18 protein-coding genes and 3 pseudogenes are annotated in these 17,560 nt (G+C 68.0%); 8 read left to right on the forward strand and 13 right to left on the reverse strand.

Annotated features, from left to right (window positions below; all coding sequences use genetic code 11):
- Window positions 1–354 precede the first annotated feature (354 nt).
- The 3 genes from ACWEVO_RS02065 to ACWEVO_RS02075 all read right to left on the reverse strand — a co-directional run bounded on the left by ACWEVO_RS02065 (window position 355) and on the right by ACWEVO_RS02075 (window position 3,391).
- The gene (locus tag ACWEVO_RS02065; protein ID WP_452305710.1) at window positions 355–1,464 is read right to left on the reverse strand and encodes an alpha/beta hydrolase; all 1,110 of its coding nucleotides are present in this window, start codon (window positions 1,462–1,464) and stop codon (window positions 355–357) included.
- 215 nt (window positions 1,465–1,679) lie between these two features.
- On the reverse strand, window positions 1,680–2,429 hold the full coding sequence (locus ACWEVO_RS02070) for a hypothetical protein (protein ID WP_452305711.1): 750 nt from the start codon (window positions 2,427–2,429) through the stop codon (window positions 1,680–1,682).
- A 512-nt stretch (window positions 2,430–2,941) separates the two neighbouring features.
- On the reverse strand, window positions 2,942–3,391 hold the full coding sequence (locus ACWEVO_RS02075) for an AAA family ATPase (protein WP_452305712.1): 450 nt from the start codon (window positions 3,389–3,391) through the stop codon (window positions 2,942–2,944).
- 165 nt (window positions 3,392–3,556) lie between these two features.
- Between ACWEVO_RS02075 and ACWEVO_RS02080 the strand changes: the two genes are divergently transcribed.
- Together ACWEVO_RS02080 and ACWEVO_RS02085 are read left to right on the forward strand one after the other, a co-directional pair.
- Window positions 3,557–3,982 (forward strand): MarR family winged helix-turn-helix transcriptional regulator, encoded by a 426-nt coding sequence (locus ACWEVO_RS02080; RefSeq protein ID WP_452305713.1) that lies wholly within the window; start codon window positions 3,557–3,559, stop codon window positions 3,980–3,982.
- Between the two features lie 37 nt (window positions 3,983–4,019).
- Window positions 4,020–5,708, forward strand: a complete 1,689-nt coding sequence (locus tag ACWEVO_RS02085; protein ID WP_452305714.1) for an MFS transporter — start codon at window positions 4,020–4,022, stop codon at window positions 5,706–5,708.
- A 147-nt stretch (window positions 5,709–5,855) separates the two neighbouring features.
- Here ACWEVO_RS02085 and ACWEVO_RS02090 read toward each other — a convergent pair whose 3' ends face one another.
- Window positions 5,856–6,302 (reverse strand): vanadium-dependent haloperoxidase, encoded by a 447-nt coding sequence (locus ACWEVO_RS02090; RefSeq protein WP_452305715.1) that lies wholly within the window; start codon window positions 6,300–6,302, stop codon window positions 5,856–5,858.
- 20 nt (window positions 6,303–6,322) lie between these two features.
- Window positions 6,323–6,511: a hypothetical protein gene (locus ACWEVO_RS02095; protein ID WP_452305716.1), complete on the reverse strand. Its 189-nt coding sequence runs from the start codon at window positions 6,509–6,511 to the stop codon at window positions 6,323–6,325.
- 30 nt (window positions 6,512–6,541) lie between these two features.
- On the opposite strand from ACWEVO_RS02095, the gene ACWEVO_RS02100 reads away from it, so the two are divergent.
- The 3 genes and pseudogenes from ACWEVO_RS02100 to ACWEVO_RS02110 all read left to right on the forward strand — a co-directional run.
- Window positions 6,542–6,871 (forward strand): hypothetical protein, encoded by a 330-nt coding sequence (locus tag ACWEVO_RS02100; protein ID WP_452305717.1) that lies wholly within the window; start codon window positions 6,542–6,544, stop codon window positions 6,869–6,871.
- A gap of 329 nt (window positions 6,872–7,200) precedes the next feature.
- A complete protein-coding gene (locus ACWEVO_RS02105) occupies window positions 7,201–7,857 on the forward strand; it encodes a DUF421 domain-containing protein (protein ID WP_452305718.1) in 657 nt (218 codons plus the stop codon).
- Window positions 7,858–8,155: 298 nt separating this feature from the next.
- A pseudogene (locus ACWEVO_RS02110) lies at window positions 8,156–8,737 on the forward strand (carboxylesterase family protein); the annotation flags it as partial.
- A gap of 31 nt (window positions 8,738–8,768) precedes the next feature.
- On the opposite strand, the gene ACWEVO_RS02115 reads toward ACWEVO_RS02110, so the two are convergent.
- From ACWEVO_RS02115 to ACWEVO_RS02125, 3 genes are all read right to left on the reverse strand, one after another.
- The gene (locus ACWEVO_RS02115; protein WP_452305719.1) at window positions 8,769–8,984 is read right to left on the reverse strand and encodes a hypothetical protein; all 216 of its coding nucleotides are present in this window, start codon (window positions 8,982–8,984) and stop codon (window positions 8,769–8,771) included.
- Between the two features lie 115 nt (window positions 8,985–9,099).
- Window positions 9,100–10,548: a group II intron reverse transcriptase/maturase gene (gene ltrA / locus ACWEVO_RS02120; RefSeq protein ID WP_452305720.1), complete on the reverse strand. Its 1,449-nt coding sequence runs from the start codon at window positions 10,546–10,548 to the stop codon at window positions 9,100–9,102.
- A 739-nt stretch (window positions 10,549–11,287) separates the two neighbouring features.
- Window positions 11,288–11,866, reverse strand: coding sequence for a hypothetical protein (locus ACWEVO_RS02125; RefSeq protein WP_452305721.1), 579 nt, complete (start codon window positions 11,864–11,866; stop codon window positions 11,288–11,290).
- Window positions 11,867–12,212: 346 nt separating this feature from the next.
- Here ACWEVO_RS02125 and ACWEVO_RS02130 point away from each other — a divergent pair.
- Window positions 12,213–12,611, forward strand: a pseudogene (locus ACWEVO_RS02130) (IS5 family transposase); the annotation flags it as partial.
- A gap of 14 nt (window positions 12,612–12,625) precedes the next feature.
- Here ACWEVO_RS02130 and ACWEVO_RS02135 read toward each other — a convergent pair.
- Entirely contained in the window at window positions 12,626–13,138 is a 513-nt protein-coding gene (locus tag ACWEVO_RS02135; protein ID WP_452305722.1) for a DinB family protein, read from the reverse strand.
- A 672-nt stretch (window positions 13,139–13,810) separates the two neighbouring features.
- Between ACWEVO_RS02135 and ACWEVO_RS02140 the strand changes: the two genes are divergently transcribed.
- Window positions 13,811–14,044: a hypothetical protein gene (locus ACWEVO_RS02140; RefSeq protein ID WP_452305723.1), complete on the forward strand. Its 234-nt coding sequence runs from the start codon at window positions 13,811–13,813 to the stop codon at window positions 14,042–14,044.
- Between the two features lie 107 nt (window positions 14,045–14,151).
- Here the strand turns inward: ACWEVO_RS02140 and ACWEVO_RS02145 are convergent, their stop codons facing one another.
- Window positions 14,152–15,312 carry a hypothetical protein gene (locus ACWEVO_RS02145; protein WP_452305724.1) on the reverse strand — a complete coding sequence of 387 codons (1,161 nt, stop codon included), beginning with the start codon at window positions 15,310–15,312 and terminating at the stop codon, window positions 14,152–14,154.
- A 307-nt stretch (window positions 15,313–15,619) separates the two neighbouring features.
- Here ACWEVO_RS02145 and ACWEVO_RS02150 point away from each other — a divergent pair, with 307 nt between their 5' ends.
- Window positions 15,620–16,306: a hypothetical protein gene (locus ACWEVO_RS02150; RefSeq protein ID WP_452305725.1), complete on the forward strand. Its 687-nt coding sequence runs from the start codon at window positions 15,620–15,622 to the stop codon at window positions 16,304–16,306.
- Here the strand turns inward: ACWEVO_RS02150 and ACWEVO_RS02155 are convergent.
- The 3 genes and pseudogenes from ACWEVO_RS02155 to ACWEVO_RS02165 form a co-directional block, all read right to left on the reverse strand.
- The gene (locus ACWEVO_RS02155; RefSeq protein ID WP_452305726.1) at window positions 16,282–16,848 is read right to left on the reverse strand and encodes a hypothetical protein; all 567 of its coding nucleotides are present in this window, start codon (window positions 16,846–16,848) and stop codon (window positions 16,282–16,284) included. The two genes, ACWEVO_RS02150 and ACWEVO_RS02155, sit on opposite strands and share 25 nt — an antisense overlap.
- A 22-nt stretch (window positions 16,849–16,870) precedes the next feature.
- Complete coding sequence (locus ACWEVO_RS02160) at window positions 16,871–17,329, reverse strand: DUF4190 domain-containing protein (protein WP_452305727.1); 459 nt, start codon at window positions 17,327–17,329, stop codon at window positions 16,871–16,873.
- Window positions 17,326–17,560 (reverse strand): annotated as a pseudogene (locus ACWEVO_RS02165) (hypothetical protein); the annotation flags it as partial. The gene ACWEVO_RS02160 and the pseudogene ACWEVO_RS02165, both read right to left, overlap by 4 nt.

Genomic DNA, 17,560 nt, shown 5'->3' on the forward strand with positions numbered 1-17,560 from the left:
GGGACGAAGGCGTCAAGCTCGGCGGAGCGTCAGCAGGAAGTCAGCAGAAGCGGTGACATCCGTTGGTGCGCCTTGACAGAGGACGACGGGCGCTGAGTGAAAGGCGACTGGTGCCGTGACCACGAACGTTCACGGTGTTGGATGACACGTCGTCGGGGGTGCCGGCCGCACGGTGTAGGTGGTTCAGGCTGTGTTGGTGGCAGAACCCGTTCGCGTTCGGCGGCTCAGTGACCAGGAGGGTCAGCAGCTGCTGAGGATCACTCGTAGAGGTACCGGCTCGCCGATCCGGTTACGGCGGGCGATGGTCGTGCTCGCCTCGGCCGGCGGTGTGCTGTTCGCAGCCGTGATCTGCGCTTACGCATGGAAGCCCGGAAGGGTATGACCCAGCCAGGTCAGCGCGGACCCGATGAATGGCTGCCACACGGCGTTTCGGTGTCCGCCGTGTGGGAGCACGGTCGCGGTGACGGCTGTGGGACGCCGAGCACTGCGCAGGAACTGGGCAGTGCTCGGATAGGAGAGGCTGTCCTGCCGCGAGGTGATGGTCCACAAGGAGAGCGGAACCGGGTGTCGTGATTCGAGCCGGACGAGGTCGTACTGGCCGAGGTTAGAGGTTGCCGGAATGTAGTGGGTGCCGAAGTCAGGGCGGAAATAGCCTTGGAACACGATGGCGGCGCCGAAGATGTCGGGATGTCGGAGGCCGAGGGAGGCCGCGCACCATCCGCCGTAGGAGTAACCCGCCGCAACCCAGGAGAGACGATCGGTGCGTACCCGGAAATGTGCGACGATCCAGCGTGGAAGGTCATGAGAAAGCCAACTGTCGACGTGCGGCTGCCCGGGACCACCATCGACACATTCGGTGTCCACGGAGCGTGGGACGTTGATCTGTGGGATGACGACGATGCTGGGGGCGAGGGTGTGCTTGCTCACGAGCTGCTCTTGCACCGTTACGATGCCGGTTTTCAGGTAGGAGGGGGGTGAGGAGGGGAAGCCGTGCAGGCCGATGATGACTGGGTAGGTGTGGGCGCTGGCGGGGTCGTAGTTGGGCGGTAGCTCGACCAGCACCTGAGCGGGTCCGGCAATGTCGGGCGAGGACACCGCGTAGCTCTGGAGCCGCTGACCGGGTGCCGGTAGAGCGGGGAGCACGGTGGGAGGCTGTTGCCCAGCCAGACCCTTGCCGGGCAGCTGTCTCGTCTGGGCGGCGGTCGTGTCGCCGATCGTGTGCGTCGTCGCGTGGTCCGACGATCCGAGCAGGTCTGCCCATGAGGTGTAGAAGAGGTACTGGTTGTTCAGTGCCAGGCCGACGAGAAGCACAGCCAGAGCGCTGACCGCCATCACGCGGGCAGCGCGTGCGAGCATCTGCAGTCCAGCGCGACTCGGGTGAGGCTTGTCGACCACTGCGAGGGCGAGCGCGCCGCAAGCAAGGACGCAGACCACCACGAAGAGCCCGGAGCTGGTCAGGGCCATCGCGTCCCCCTTTCCTTGGTCTCATTTGGAAGTCTGTCACGGTGAGGTGTAGCAGTGCTCTACGTGGGCTAGGTGACGATCATTTGCATAACGTTTCTCCGCTGGGGCTGATCGCTGCTCGTTCGCGGGGCAGCACCGTGACGGTCGGCTGAACTGCGGGTCTGAGAACGATGATCACTGTCCGGCGGCCTGGTCGCGGCGAGTGGCGAAGTAGCTCAAGGAGTCGCGGGAGCGTGCTCGGCGACGAGGCGCCGGATTGCGATCTCCTGCTTGGGTGTCCACGACGTGGCCTGGCGCGCCGAGTGCAAGAGGGCGACCATCGCCGCCAGCACCGTCAGACCGGGCGCCGCGGCGACCACATCGTCAATCCCCGCCGCCGGGTGCCGGGCGGACCATCCGGACAGGGCTCGCAACCCGGTGAACAGCAACTCACGCCAGGAAGCGCCGTCACTACGCGCGAGGTGGAGCAGAACCCAGGTGAGCAGCGCCGTAGCGGCGGTGCCCGCTACCAGCACGACCGCGGCTGTCGACCATGACCCGGGACGAAACCTGGCACAGAACTCGGTCCGCAGCCGATACAGCAGAACGAGTGCGCCGATCGCCACGAGCATCGAGAAGATGTCCAAACCCCGACCGAGGTCACCGCGAGACTCCCACACCTCGGCCAGTGGCCAGGGACGACCCGGAAGGAGGGCCACCAGCCCTAGATAAACGCCGAGCATCTGAGAGGCGGCGACGAACCACAGCGCGGCCCGCTTGCGCAGAATCAGCGCACCGGTGACCAAAGCCAGCACCACAACCGATAGGAACGTCCCGGCGACGGGAACGTTCAGCAGCCCCATCACCAACTCAGGCGCAGTCGAATGTTCCCGGCGGCCCAGCACCAGCACTGCGAGCGCGAGGACGGTCGCGGCAGCGTACAGGCCGGTCAGCAGCCGACCGGCCACACTTCGCTGCTCAGTCATGACCTGCCCGGCCGGATGCCTCGGTGACGACGAAGCGAACCCGTTTCGCGGACGACGGCGTCCGACTCGCCGCCCGCGTGCACATCGAGCCGTGCGCTTGGATATCCCAGGTGACCTCGATGATGTTGTCCCTGGCGTCGCCGGTCCTGCTTGCCGACCATCAAGCCCGTCCTCTGATCCCCTGATCGTGTCGTGTCGCGGCTTCGGCAGGTGCCAGCCGCAGGCGGAGAAGCTACAAAGACCAGGATGCGTGCTGAACCTGAGCGAACCCTGAAGCCCTCGCGGCGGCTCGAGCAAGACGCGACTCCGGCCGCGACTGGGCCGGGGCGGTGACTGCCGACGTGCGATACCTCGATAATCCACAGATGCGGCTTCAGCAAGTTTTCAGGGCCGGCGGGCTGAGAGCTCCCGGTCTGGCTACGCCTTGGATAGGGCTTCCTGCTCGGTGACCTCTTCGGCGCCTGAAGGGGTCACCCCCGGGCGGCGAGTCAGGTGCGCCGGTCAGCGGCGGTTCAGGACGCTCCAAGGAGCAGCTGCTCGACGATGGCGGCCAGCTCGTTCACGGGACGTTGGCCGTCGAGTTCGACGGTGGCGCCGCGCCGTAGCAACGGCTCCACCTCGCGTAGGTAGCGCTCGATGTCCGCTCGATGCTCGGCTGACTTCCCATACGGATTGGTCGACCGGGCCGCGACGCGGTCGAGCAGGACGCCGAGTGGCGCACTGAGCAGGACCACGTGGTCAAAACGGTCGTAGAAGCGGCCCTGGTTGGCCACGGTCCCTGACACGACGACGGTGGCCCGACCTGCGAGCAGGGCTGCCATGCGAGGTTCGTCCCAGTCGCCGTCGGGCGACGTCCAACCATCGTAGTCGGTGTCGATCGTCTCGTGGCCGCGGTCCGACAACTCGTTCAGCAGCGTGGTCTTGCCCGCGCCCGACATCCCCGTCACCAACACCCGCGCCACCCGGCAAATCTATCGATCCACCCTCCGGAGCCCGTGCCCCCGCGCGCACCCCACGTGGACTGAGCGGGTGGTCGCGGGGAAAGAGCCAGGCGCCGGAAAGTGATGCGTGCCTCAGGTGGCCCGGCGGCGAGCCGTAGCCATAAGGAGATTATGAATAATGTGGTTATGGAACGGAATGCCTCGGGCGCTGAGCTGGTCGTGGTGCTCGAGCATCTCGTGACGCTCATCCGCCAGGTCTCCACCGCCGGCGGCCTCAGCACGGCGGCCTCGTCCGCCCTGAACCGCCTCGGACGGGACGGACCTCACCGGCTGACCGAGCTGGCTCATGCCCAGGGCGTCTCCCAGCCGGGGATGACGCAGCTGGTCACCCGCATGGAACGGGAGGGCCTGGTGCGCCGCATCGCGAACAGTGACGACCGTCGCGCCGTGGTGGTGGAGGCCACCGGGGCCGGCCTCGACCTCGTGCGACGCCGGCGTGCGGAGCGCGCTGACGTCCTGCAGCGGATGCTCGACCGCCTCGATCCGCAGGATCAGGCCGTGATCGCCGCCGCACTACCCGCGCTCACCCGGCTCGTCGAGGCCCGGGCGTGAGGACGCGCATCAACACCACCTTCAGGAGAACCCGCACATGACCGCATCGCATGGGGCCGCCCCGAGCCCGTTCAAGCAGCCGCGTGCCGTCTGGGCCGTGGCGTTCGCCTGTGTCGTCTCGTTCATGGGCATCGGGCTCGTCGATCCGATCCTGCCCGCGCTGGCCAGCAGTCTGCACGCCACGCCCAGCCAGGTGTCACTGCTGTTCACCAGCTACCTGGTCGTGACTGCGGTCGCGATGCTGGTGGTCGGCTGGGTGTCCAGCCGCATCGGCGCCAAGCTCACCCTGGTGGTCGGCCTGAGCCTCATCGTCGTGTTCGCCGCCCTTGCCGGCACGACGAACTCGATCAGCGGCATTGTCGGTTTCCGCGCGGGCTGGGGCCTGGGCAACGCCCTGTTCATCGCGACCAGCCTCGCCGTCATCGTGGCCTCGGCCAGCGGCGGCTTCGCCGGGGCGATCATCCTGTACGAGACCGCGCTGGGTCTCGGCATCGCGGTCGGGCCACTGCTCGGTGGCGAGCTCGGCAGCATCAGCTGGCGCGGGCCGTTCTTCGGCGTCGCGGCGCTGATGTTCATCGCCCTCGTCGCGACCCTCGCGTTCGTCCCCGCCCTGCCGAAGCCCGAGCGCAAGACCTCGTTGGCCGCGCCGCTCAAGGCGTTGCGCTACCGCGGCCTGCTGACCATGGGCATCATGGCGCTGCTCTACAACTGGGGCTTCTTCACCATGCTCGGCTACGCGCCGTACCCGATGGAGCTCGACGCCCACCGGCTCGGGCTGGTCTTCTTCGGCTGGGGCCTGCTGGTCGCCGCCTTCAGCGTGTTCTTCGCCCCACGGCTGCAGGCGCGCTTCGGCACCGCGCCGGTGCTCTACGTCAACCTGGTCGGCCTCGGCATCGTCATGGCCGTGATCGGGATCGGCGTGAAGACTCCCGCGGCGGTGATTGTCGCGGTCATTCTCAGCGGCGCGTTCATCGGCATCAACAACACCCTGACCACCCAGGCGGTCATGCTCGTCTCACCAGTGGAGCGGCCGATCGCCTCCTCGGCGTACGGTTTCGTCCGGTTCATCGGCGGCGGCCTCGCCCCGTACGCGGCGGGCAAGCTGGCCGACGCGACCAACCTCAGCGTCCCCTTCTACCTCGGCGGCGCGGCCTTCATCCTGGCCATCGTCGTTCTCGCCTCCGGCCACAAGCTGGTCGCCGCCGCCGAGAAGGGCCTGGTCGAGGGAGAGACGGTACGCCCGAGCCTGGAGCGCGTCGGGGCCGCACCGGCGGCCGGGTACCAGCCGGTCATCGTCGCGGTCGGCGCCACCGAGAACGCCGCCGAGATCGTCGACGCGGCCGCCGCGATCGCCCGCGACGAAGGGCGCCCGTTGGAGGTCGTCCACGTCCGCGAGACCGTCGTCATCGAGGAACTGGCCATCGACCCCGAGGACGCCGAGCAGGCGCACTCCGCGGTCCTGGGCCACCTCGACCGGCTGGCCGCGAGGGGCATCGCCGCCACCGGTCAGGTGCTCACCAGCGTCGGCGACCACGCCGCCGCGGGTCGCGCCCTCGCGCAGCACGCCGACGACATCGACGCGCGCGTCATCGCGATCGGCCCGTCCCCGCGGGGTCCGGTGGCCCAGTTCGCCGAGGGCAGCTTCACCAACGCGGTGACCCACACCGCAGCCCGGGCGGTCGTGCTGGTCGAACCGGGCAAGGCGCCGCATTGGTTGACAGACTGACAGCGGCACCAGCGCGAGCAGCCGGTGCGATTCCGGCCGGCGCACCCGGCGGAGTCGCCATCTGCCGGCGCCCCTGAGTTGATCAGTGGGGACGCCGGCAGGCGGCCCGACGGCATTACCGCCCACCTCAGCTGCGGGCCCGGCGCGTCACCGCCGCGGGCGGAAGTAGTGGCTGATCATGTACGAGGTGACCTTGGTGCCGATCTTCGCGCCCTCGACGTCGGCCGTCCGGGTGTGGACACCACCCCAGATCCGCGCCTCGATGACCTCGGCGATGGCCTGGGAGAAGCTGCCGAAGTACTGGGTCGTGCCCGAGGCATCGCTGTATGCGTTGAACGGGATGTCGTCGCGGCCGAAGAAATACCGCAGCGCCAGCATGCTGGCCGCAGTAAGGCACGTGTGCCCGGACGTGAAGTCGGGGTGCGGCGGCGTGACGAGCAGCGGCATCCAGCCGGAATCGGCCTCGGTGGCCGGGTTGCCGTCGGTGCGGGCCAGTTGGACGGCGGTGACCGGCCGCCAGAACATCCAGGCGGCCTTGTCGTTGTAGCAGGCCGTCGTCGCATCGGCCTCGGCAAGGTCGACCATCGCGAACATCCGCGCCGTCTGCAGAGGGCTCAGCCGGTGCGTCGCGGCGAGCTGACGCTTGATCTCCCACTCGCCCAGGTGCCGGTCGTGCAGATCGCGGCCTGGGTCTGGTCCGCCGTCCGCACCGTGCTGTTGACGGCGCCGACCGTCTTGACCTCGTTGAAGTCCCGGGCGTACTGCTCGCTGGTGAGCGTGGGCGGGCCGGACGAGCGGAACATCGAGCGCTGGGGATGAGGAACGGCTTGAGGTTGGCCACCCATGCCCCGTCGTTGGTGTTGGTCGGCGGGATGGGCCGCCACTGGCCGGGCCCGGTGCCGACCGGCCAGGCCGCGTCGCCGAACGCCCCGTCGTTCTGCCGGGCACTGATCATCGCGGCGGCGGTCTGGCTGCCCACCGAGATCCCGCGCCGCTTCGCGCTGCCGTCGGGTACGGTGGTCAGCCACTGGTCGTACTGCGCCTGCAGGCGCGGCCGCTGGGCCGGGAACAGGGAGCTGAGCACCTGGAAGGCCGCGGTGCCGACCGCCGCGTTCACCGACTCGCGGTCGTTGGTGCCCGGCGCGATCAGGTACGGCTGGTAGGGCGTCCCGGCGATGGCGTTGACCGCGTCGTAGATGGCGCCGTGCATCATCGCGAAGCTGCGCGCCTGGACCTGCGGCTGCTGGCCTGCCACGTCCCAGATCGCGGATTGCGCGTTACGGTCCCAGACGATGACGGCATCTTCGGACGTGCTCGCTTTCGCCGCATGCGCGGAAGCGGCACCGTCCGCGGCCGGCGACGCGGCGGCGAGGATGCCGGTGACCACCGACGAGGACCGTCGCACTACTTACTGTAGGGTCGCGCGTCGGCGACCCATAGCCACGGGCAGATCAGATGGGAGACGAGGTCGATGTGGGCTGACCTTTGGCACGTGCAGATCCCGGTGCTGGAGAAGGTGCTGAGGACCGTGCTCGTCTACGGGGGGCTGGCGATATTGCTGCGCGTCGGCGGTAAGCGCGACCTTGCCCAGCTCAACAGCTTCGATCTCGTCGTTATGCTGCTGCTGTCCAACGTCGTTCAGAACGCCATCATCGGCAGCGACAACAGTCTGTCGGGCGGTCTGCTCGGCGCGGCCGTGCTTGTCGCGATCAACGGCGTCATGGTGCGCGTGGTCAACCGGTATCCGCGGTTGAACCGAATCTTCGAGGGAGCGCAGACCGTCCTCGTTCGGGACGGCAAGGTTGACCACAAGGCACTGCACCGGATGGGGCTTCGCCAAGCAGACCTCGCCGCAGCCCTCCGCCGCCAAGGCGCCAGCGACGTGCACGAGGTACAGAGGGCAACACTCGCTCCGGGCGGCGCGATCGTGGTCACCCTGGCCGAGGATGCGCGGGACGTCACCCGCCGGGATCTCCACAATGATCACGAAGCGCTGCTGAACGACTTGCGTACGGAGATCCACGCCGCCATCACGGGGCTCGAGGAACGCCTCACCTCCCGTCTGACCCCGTCGCCCATCACCGCTCAGCCCTCCGGCCACCTGCGCGAAAGCCTGGAACCCGGCCTACCCAAGAGTGGCGAATCCTGATTCGGGCCCGATGCCGGTCCGCGGCCTGCGCAGGTGCGGTGGCGGCGTCGGCATCGCCCTACGTAAGGGGCTTCGAGCTGGCCGGCCAAGCCGCACACCTCCTGCTTGTCGGCGGCGTACGACTTGCCCTTCAACTCGGGGTGGGTGGGGCCTCGATGTCCGCATCGGCGATCTGCAGCCGCTTTTGGTAGCCGAGGTTGTCGCGGATCGCACGGATGGTCAGAAACAGCGTCACCGGCACGCGTGGCCTGGACCAGCTGGATCGCCTGCGGCAGCTTCGTCCAACCGTCGTCGATCGCGTGACGCGACCCGGCCTGGCAATCCCTGCCCGCAGATGGGAGGACCGACCGGGTCCACCGTGGTCGGCAGCGAGGACTGCCTGTACCTGAACGTCGCCAACCCGGCACGCAGGGACGCCCGGCGGCTGCCGGTCATGGTATGGCTACCCGGCGGGGGCTTCGTGTCCGGGTCCGGCAGCGACTACGACCCGACCCGGCTCGCGGTCTCCGGGCATGTGGTGGTGGTGACCGTCAACTACCGGCTCGGCGCGCTCGGCTTCCTCGATCATCCGGCGTTCGCCGCGACCGAACCGGCTGCCGGCAACTTCGGCATCGCCGACCAGCAGGCCGCGCTGCGCTGGGTGGGGCGCAACATCGACCGGTTCGGCGGCGACCCCCACAACATCACCTTCTTCGGCCAGTCGGCCGGCGCGTACAGCACCTGTACCCAGCTGGCATCGCCGTCGGCGGCCGGCCTGTTCCAGCAGGCGATCGTGCAGAGCGGCCCCTGCGGCAACCCGCTCGTGACCCGCCCGCATTGCAGAAAAATGCCGGGGCGCGACATGGCCGGCGGTGTGCATACGGAGCGAACCAGCCAATAGGGCCGAAGAGCGGCGATATGGCCATAAAGCCCTAGCGAGCCTGCCGACGTTCGGACTCCTGCCGGATCGCCTTGGTGAGATCCCGCCAGGTGCCGGCCGAGGTCTTCATCATCCGCTCCACGATCAAGCGGGCGGATGCCTCATCCGGGAAGTCGTAGGAGACCTCCTGCCCGCCGTCTCCACCGAGGCGACCATGAACCCGCCAGAGCTGGCCGTCGGTGACCAGCCAGATGTCGCGCCGGGCCATGCGGCCCCAGTGGGGTCGGGCCGAAGCGCGGTGCCGGGCTTTCGCCCAGTCCGTTTCTTCGGCCCGCCCTCCGAACCGGACGTGCAGCTCTCACTGCATCCGGCTCTCCACGGACTCACGTCGGCTGGGTCAGGCGACGCGTTGGGGGTGTCCAGGGGTTGGGGATCACGCTGCGGCGTCGGTACCGGGATACCGTGACCGAGGCCGGGTTGAACAGGGTGAGCTGTCCGTCGGTGATCGTCCATCCGCCGGCCATGAAGCGCCGTCGGAGTTGCTTCCACGTCAGGCCTTTGTGTCGTTTGCGGATCCAGATCGCTGTCCGGCGCCAGGTGAAGGCACCGAGGTAGCTGAAGGTCCGTTTCGACACACCGTGCTTGAAGTAGTTGCTCCACCCTCGCAGTACGCCGTTGACGCGTTCCAGCAGGGCGGTCAGGTCGGCTTGTGCTGAGCTGTGGGTGAGCGTGCGGACCTTGTCCTTGATCGCGGTGACCGCTTTCTTGGACGGGTATGTGTATACGCAGCGCCTACCCGTGCCTCGTTTCCGGTGCCGCTGGATGCGGAACCCGAGGAAGTCGAAGCCCTCGTCGATGTGGACCACCATGGTCTTCGGCGGCGACAGGCGCAGGCCCATCGCGGCGAGGACCACGGCCACCTCGTCGCGTAGCTGTTCGGCGTCACGCCGTTCGCCGTGCACGAGGATGACGAAGTCGTCTGCGTAGCGGACGAGCCGCCAGTTCGGCTGGCCGTGCCGGCGGCGCTTTTCTCGCAGAATTCTCGTCGACATCACCGTCTGCCAGGTGTGCTGGGCGAAGTCGTCCAGCACTGACAGGGCGATGTTGGCCAACAGCGGAGACAGGATGCCTCCTTGCGGTGTCCCGGTGTGCGTCTCCTCGCGGGAGCCGGTCTCCGTGAGGATCCCGGCCTTGAGGAACGCTTTCACCAGGCTCAGCACGCGCTTGTCCCCGACGCGTCGGCGCACCCGCGTCATCAGCGCGGCGTGGTCGATCGAGTCGAAGCACGCCTCGATGTCAGCTTCTAAGATCCACTCATATGACTTGGATGTCAGAAGATGGATGTCGGCGATCGCGTCCTGAGCGCGTCGGCGGGGCCGGAAACCGAACGAGCACGGATGGAAATCCGCCTCGAAGATCGGCTCCAGCACCAGCTTCAGCGACGCCTGCACAACCCGGTCTGCGACGGTCGGGATCCCCAACCGGCGCTTCTTGAGGCTGCCCGGCTTCGGGATCAACCGCTCCCGCACCGGAAGCGGCCGAAACTCGCCTGACCGCACCGCCTCCCGGATCATGCCCATGAAGGGCTCCGCACCGAACAGCGCCTGGAGGTGATGGGCGGTCAAGCCGTCCACACCAGCACTGCGCGAGCCGGTGTTGCTCCGCACCCGATCCCACGCCACCATCAGGAACGCGGGATCGGTGACAAGGTTGAACAGATCATCAAACCGGCGAGACCGATCCTCGCCTGCCCATCGATGCAGCTTGGTCTGAATCTCCAGTACCCGCCGCCACGCCTCATCGAGGCTCGGCCACGGCGCGCCGGTATTCACCGGCGACCTCCTGGCATGACAATCCCTCCCTGCGAGCCCGCTGCCCGCCTTCGCCATGTGGACGGCTTTCCCGCCCTCGGACTACTACGCGGACTCCGCCCCATCGGATGCCCCGGCAGGACAACGCGCCCTCCCATCTCCGCCACGCTGGCCGCGCTGGCGCCGGGTCCGCACCCGACGGTTCCCACGTTCACCACCGATCGATCGACGGAGGAGGTGCCCGACTTTGCCCCTGCGGCCCGTTGCGGCTACGCCGTAGACCTTCCCCGCAACCACCACGACGAGGGGAACCAACCCCGCCGCAATGTCCACCCGGACGGCGCTAGCCCGGATGGATCGTCCGCGATCCCGGCCCATATCCACCAGATTTGAGCCGGTGGTGGAATTAAGAGGCGTTACACGTCGGTTCCTCACGTACACCTTTCCGTCTCGCTTGCCGAACCTGGGCCGTCTGGCAGTACCAACCCATCCCGGCGTTGTCGAGGCTGCTTCCCACCCTCCCGCGCGTTCCCGCGGTCAGGCTGCCTCCAGCTTCACGCCCACTGCTACGACAGCAGACGGGTGAAGGTCTCTCACCTCCACTCGATCGATAGCGCCTCGTGGCGCACGTTCCCGTTCCACCACCGTCCGCGTACCTCCACCCGCAGCAGCCTAGTCGAACGCACGTACGAATCGGCCGGGTGTCGGTGATGTCGGGCTCGACTTGATGGCGTGACGGACTGATGCCGGATGTTGGGTGTCAGGAGTGGGAAGGCGAGGGCACAGGCGAGGACAGCAGACGCATGATGCGGTCGTCGACCGCGTGCTTCATTGCCGGGTCGGGTGCGGCGCCGAACGCAGCCCCCTGTAGGGGTTTCGGGAAGATCCGGCGGATGCTGTCCGCGTACACGTCTTCTCCCTCTTCCGGCTCCTGATGGGTGACCGGCGGTCCGAGATGCAGGGCGATCGGCATCGACACGCCCTCGAGCAGGCCGAGGTCGATGCCAGGTCCCTTCCCGATGTCGGCGTTGGGGAGGTACTGGCAGAACGCCAGCGTGTAGATCGTGTGGACGTCGTCGACGGTGTCAGCCGAGTCCGGCGCCACCCCGAACACCGAGGCGGCGCAGACCGGCCGTGCATCCGGATCGTGCCCCCGGTCGAAGGTGGGGTCGTGTTCGATTATGTCCACCACGCGCGCTGCCAGCTGCTCCCGGAACGGCTCGGGCAGCTTCGGCCGGTCGGGCACCGACAGCCACCGCAGCGTGAAGACGCCGGACGCCACCAGGACCAGAGCGACTAGCACCGCCAGCGCCCACCGTCGGGCGCGCTTTCCATCCACGGGCGTGACACTAAACGACGACGGGACCTTCAGGAGCCCCGCTCGGTCGCCTACTGGCCACCGGCTGCCGGCGTGTCCGGTCTCGGGACCTGCGTGAAAGATCGGTATCAGGACCTGGGTGACACTCCGGGTACCTCCGATACAGCAGGCACAATCTGCACTTTCCGCTCAGGACCGCTCGGCCAGCACCTCACCGACCGCCCGCTCTGCGACGGCAACCATCGCCGGGTTGGTCTCTCGGTAGTACGTCAACGCGCTAACGAACGTCAGCGCTCAGCCGCGTCCTCGCGTCCAGGTCGCGTCGTCGAATCCGGCCAGTTTGCGGAACACGTCCCGGCTGCCTGCCGTCACCCCAGGCCAGGCCGGCGACAACCCCCAACTGCTCGCCCTGCTCGATGCGATCCGGGTCAACGAGCCCGGACCCGGGCGCCCGCGCAAACGCCCCGAGGTGCTTGTCGCGGACAAGGGATACGCCCACGACTCTACCCGCCGAGCGCTGCGGCAACGCGGGATCCGGCATGTCATCCCCGAACGCTCCGACCAGGTCGTCCGCCGGGCCGCCAAGGGCAGCACCGGCGGGCGACCACCCGCCTTCGACAAGGCCACCTACCGCAAGCGCAACGTCGTGGAACGCTGCTTCAACCGACTCAAGCAATGGCGTGACCTGGCCACCCGCTACGCCAAACGCGCATCCCTGCACCGGTCGAGCCTCGTCCTCATCGCCGCTGTCATCTGGCTTCCATGATCAAAGGAGGCACCTCAGTCGCCGGTCATGCCGTCGATCTGCTCCCGGAGGATGTCGGCTTGGCCGCAGTGCCGTGCCAACTCACGGATCATGTGCACGTAGATGTAGCGCAGTGACACCCTGCCCAGGCGGGGATGAGGCACAGCGTCGTCGAGGGCGAAGCCGGCTGCGATCTGCCTCGATCGATCACAGACCGCGGCGTACTCCGCGATGACGTCTGCGACCGTCTCGTCCGAGCTGACCTGCCAACTGGCGTCGTCACCGAACGAGTTACCACTGATCTGTTCACGGGGCTGCTGTTCCAGGCAGTGCTGGAACCAGTTCCGCTCAACAGCGGCGGCGTGTTTGACGAGGCCAATCAGCGTGGTGAGCGAGGGCACCAGGCTCCGGCGGGCGTCATCCTCCGACAGCCCACGGAGCTTGGCGACGATGACATCGCGGTACGCATCGATGAAGGCTTCCAGAAGCTCGCGCTCGGCAGCCGTGCTCGCGAGTTCCTCGCTGTCGAGCGGCCGGGCAGTCGTCACATCGACACCCTAACCCTTCGAGGTTCCGTCTCACCCGACCAAGATCGGCAGAACACCCCCTAGACGATCTTCGCTAGATTAGCGGCCTTCGACGTTCGCGGCGAGGGACGCCAGGCGTGGGGCGTAGCCGACGATTCGTGGTTCGACGGCCTCATCGCGACCCTCCGCGAGGGAAGCCGAGGGCGAGCGCTGCCTGCTCCGGGCTCGGCTGTCACGGTGCGTAATTGGCGTGCCGCCGGTCGCTGGGGTCCGCGACACCCAGTTCTGCCGAGCCGAGAACTGCGCGTCGGTCATCGCCGCGGCCGCGGCACCGCCCGGCTTGCGGGCGAACCGTCCACCCCGGTCGCGCGGGTGCAGGTCCTCGCGGAACGCCTTGCGGGGACGACGACGAACCTGGTCAGCATGATGGGCCTCGACATCACCCGGGGATCGTGGCCAGCCAGAACTGCTTACGTCGCGACGGTTGGGGCTTGTTGCTCCATGCAATAGCCTGGCCGGCGAATGGAGCACCACCTACACGGGTGGGCGGCACCCGGTCCGACCCGGGTGCCGCCGCCGGGGACGCAGCAAACGCCGCGGTTCCCAAGAACGACGGCACCGGATTCCAGCCAGGGCCGCCGTCATCAACGAGTCCGCCGAGCCACCTTCCCTGATGACCGAAAGGACCCGGCAATGACCGTACTCCGTCTGCCGAGCTCCCCCCAGCCTCCGAACGAGCCGCGCAGCGGCAAAGCCCTGTCCCTCGCCCTGGTTTTCATGGCCGCGCTGCTGGTGGCTAGCTGGGCCGGGTTCATCGTCTGGGTCAGCACCCACCAGCTGGCCGACGCCATCCTCCGCGCCGGCGTGGCCTTCGCCGGCACCGTCGGCCTCTGCCTCGCGGTCCGGGCGGCGTACCGCCAGCGTTGACGACGGGGAGGCGCCGGGCGGGCCCCGGCGCCTCCCCGGTCAGGCGCCGGGCGTCGAGGTCTTGGCCATGCCGGTCTTGCACCAGTGGGACAGCAACTCGATCACCCTTACGAGGCGGAGGGCGGCGGGGTGGCAGGGTAAGGCTGCTCCCCCACGGCAAACCCTGAAAGGTACTTCCTCCCGCTGAGGTCGGTGTACATGGCCGCATCTAGCAGGTCTACGAACGGCTTCCACAGCGAGGGGGAGGAGCCAGGGCCAACAGTAGCCCACTGTGTGGAGACACCAGCAAGGACGGTGTGCAGTAACTGCTTCTTGTCCGAGGATCTGAGGACGATGTTCAGCTCCCAGTCGCTCTCGCTGCCCACCCTATGCGGCACGTTGGCGTCACAGAAGGCTATGGCCACATCATCCACGTTGATGACCTGGCTAATTGGTGCAGTGACAGCATTGACGCCCGCCACGATGTCCCGAGGGGTGGTCCAGGTACCAGAGTTACTGGTGCCCGTGTACCAGGCGCGGCCGTCATCCGTGACTGCTACGACGGCCAGCTGGTCCCTGTGGTATCGGCTGGTGGCGTCCACACGCACGACCTTTCCGAGCCCTCCGCCCCAGACGACCTTCATGTCCTCCCACCATCCCCTCCACTTACCCTTGCTGCTCCCGGATATCGGGCCAGTGATCGGGCCAGTGTGTACGGTTCGTAGGAGGTGACCGTCTCGGGTGACACCGAACAGGTGGAGGTCCTCGGTGGCGGTGGCCGGGTTGAACACGGTGGCACAGGCCACGTCCACAAAGTCTCGGTGCCCTGCGACGGACTCAACGTAGTGCCACGCCTGGAGGAACTGATAGGTTGCCGAGTAGTGGAGATCTGGGTCCTCCTCCCGGGCGTTGACCACTATGTCGCCGTTGTTAGCACCATCACCCCATGCCCCGCCGTAGGCCACCCCGCAGATGTGCAGCCGCCTGTCAACCATGGTGGTGGAGATCCGCTCGAAGCTCGGGGTCGGGTTGACGTTGACGCTGAGACCATCCACGCCTGCAGGTTGGGTCCCATCAGCCTTGCGCCACACGAAGGCAAGCTCCCCCAACCCGGGCAGGGGAGTGACGGGCCGAGCCCCCGCCCACGTCCACATCTGATACGACTCGCGGTGGTCCGGGCTGTACGTCACGTCCGCATCGAGAGGGTAGGGGCGCCCTTCACCCTTGATCTGAGTGAACTGGGACCAGCTGTTGTCAACTCCTGAACCAGAGCGGGTGGTGAGGTACATCCCGCCGTCGTACCCATACCCAGTGTCGTATGCACAAAAGGCGTCACAGTGCAGCGTGAACGAGGGCCTATCCTGGGTGTCGCTCTTGCACCCTCCCGAGATGAGGGCCAGTGTGACTGCGAGGCCAGCAGCACCGACTCTCGTATGGTTAAGTCGGCGTGCCATCACGCACCTCCACACAGTCACCAACTGAAGGTACTCACCACTGCATAGTGTAGAGAGGGCGCTGCGCACCGCTACTGGATTACTTCTCGGGGTGGCACACCGGGCCGCCGTTCAAGCCTCCCGCCGGCGCTACCTTCCGGCCATGGCACTCGGCGACAACCTGGGGCGATACGAGGTCATCCGCCTGGCCGACCTCGCCGACCTGACCGACGACGACGAGCTCGAGGTCAAGGCCAACGCCAAGCCCGGCGGCCGCCGCCGCGCGGCCGCCCTCATCCGATGGTTCAACCGCGGCGGCGACGGCCGGTGGACCTGGGGCTCAGAGGGGGACATGACCGCCTGCCATGCGGTGGCCGCGCAGCACATGTCGAGCGAGCGGGCTTGGGCGTTCTGCGGCTGCCGGCACCGCGACGCGACCGGCCGCGCTGGCACAGCCCCACCAACCACTGAACAACGAGGCGCGACGACGAATGCCAGCGGTGGCGCAAACATCCCGTTAGCCCGTTGTTCCAACAACGTAGTGCGCGCAGCATGGGTGTACGCATCCATGCCGCCAACCGGCTCCATGATCCACGGCGAGCAGTTTCGCCGCCGACGCTGCCGCACTGAGGTAGGGCTCCCTGAGCTGCGCCATGTCAAAGCCACGGGTTGGTGGCGCATGCCTTTGCCCGGCAGCGTCAACAGCAAGATCCGGGAGGGCTGGCGGCGTCGGCGACGACGAAGACGTGGGGTGCGACGCGTCGGAGGACGTGCCGCCATGCGTGGTATTGCTCTGACGAGGTCACCGCAGTGGTGCCGCAGCATTCACGCGAGTTTTCCGTCTCGGTGATCCCGCTGACGAGCCGCGTCGAGCAGGTGCTCAAGGGCCTGCCGTGACCGGCCCGTTGCCGTCGCGAGCGCCCCGAGCGGGTCGGTGTGCCCGCGGCCGGCCAGGTCTTCGAAGACGTCGAGGAGGTCGGATTCGAAGCCGTCCGCGGTCGCACCCCGGGCCTGGGCCAGCTCCGCGAGGCGGCCCTCGATGTAGTCGCGCACCATCACCTGGTACGCGCCGACGCTCGGCATGTCGTGGAACTCAGCGACCATGTCGTCGACGTGCCGGCCCATCCGGTGCAGGATCGCCGAGGTGACGCCGCGGGCCCGGACCTCGGGCGCCGCGTCGTCCGCCACTCTGATGACGACCTCGTCCGGCCCGGTTATCTCGGTCGGCCCGGCGTCGGTGCGCCAGCGGGCCGTGACGACGAAGCTGTCGTCTCGTCGGGACAGCTCAGGCGACGGGTCGGATACGGCGTGGAGGCGTTTCCTCTGGGTCATGCCTTCCTGTCTTTCCGGCGGCCTTGTGGGCGCCTGCTTTCGGGCCGCGGTGGCGGCCACTGTTGTACCCGTGCCGCCCGGGTCAGGGCGTCGGGGTGGCGGCGCTCAGGACGCTGCCGAAGAACACCATCACGGTGAAGAGGATCATGGGGCCGACGAACACGTAGCCGAGGACGAGACCGGCGACCGCCATCCCGTGTCCCGACCGCGTGCCGTCCCGGGTTTCCCGCAGGGCGAGGTGGCCGAGGATGACGGCGAGGATGCAGGGCAGCCCGAACAGGCACCAGCCGCCGAGCACGCCGAGGATCCCGAGCACCAGCGAGGTGGTCGCCATGCCCGACGTCAGGGTCGGCTGCACGGTGACCCGCTGCGGGTAGCCGGCCTGATAGGCCATGACCGGGCCCGGCGGGTAAGCGGCGGGAGGCACGGACACCGGCGGGTACGGCCCGGGCACGGCAGACACCGGCGGGTACGGGCCCGGGACGGCGGGCAGTGCCGGCTGCGGGCGGGTGAGGTCGGGGCCGGGCTGCGGGTAGGTCATCGTTGAGGTTCCGTCCTTCGGTCGAGGTGGGTGAGCAGGGTGCTCACCTCGGTGTGCAGGCGACGCAGCTCGGCGGCGGTCGGCGCCAGTTCGTAGCAGTGGTGGTGGGTGGCGGCCGACAGGGCCGCCCAGGTGAATGCGACCCGCCGGGCGACGGCGGCACCGGGGCCGAAGCGTCCGCGCAGCATCAGCTGCTTCGCCCGGCCCTGCCGGCACGCGGCCACCACCGGC

The sequence above is a fragment of the Micromonospora sp. NPDC003776 genome (assembly GCF_053605645.1).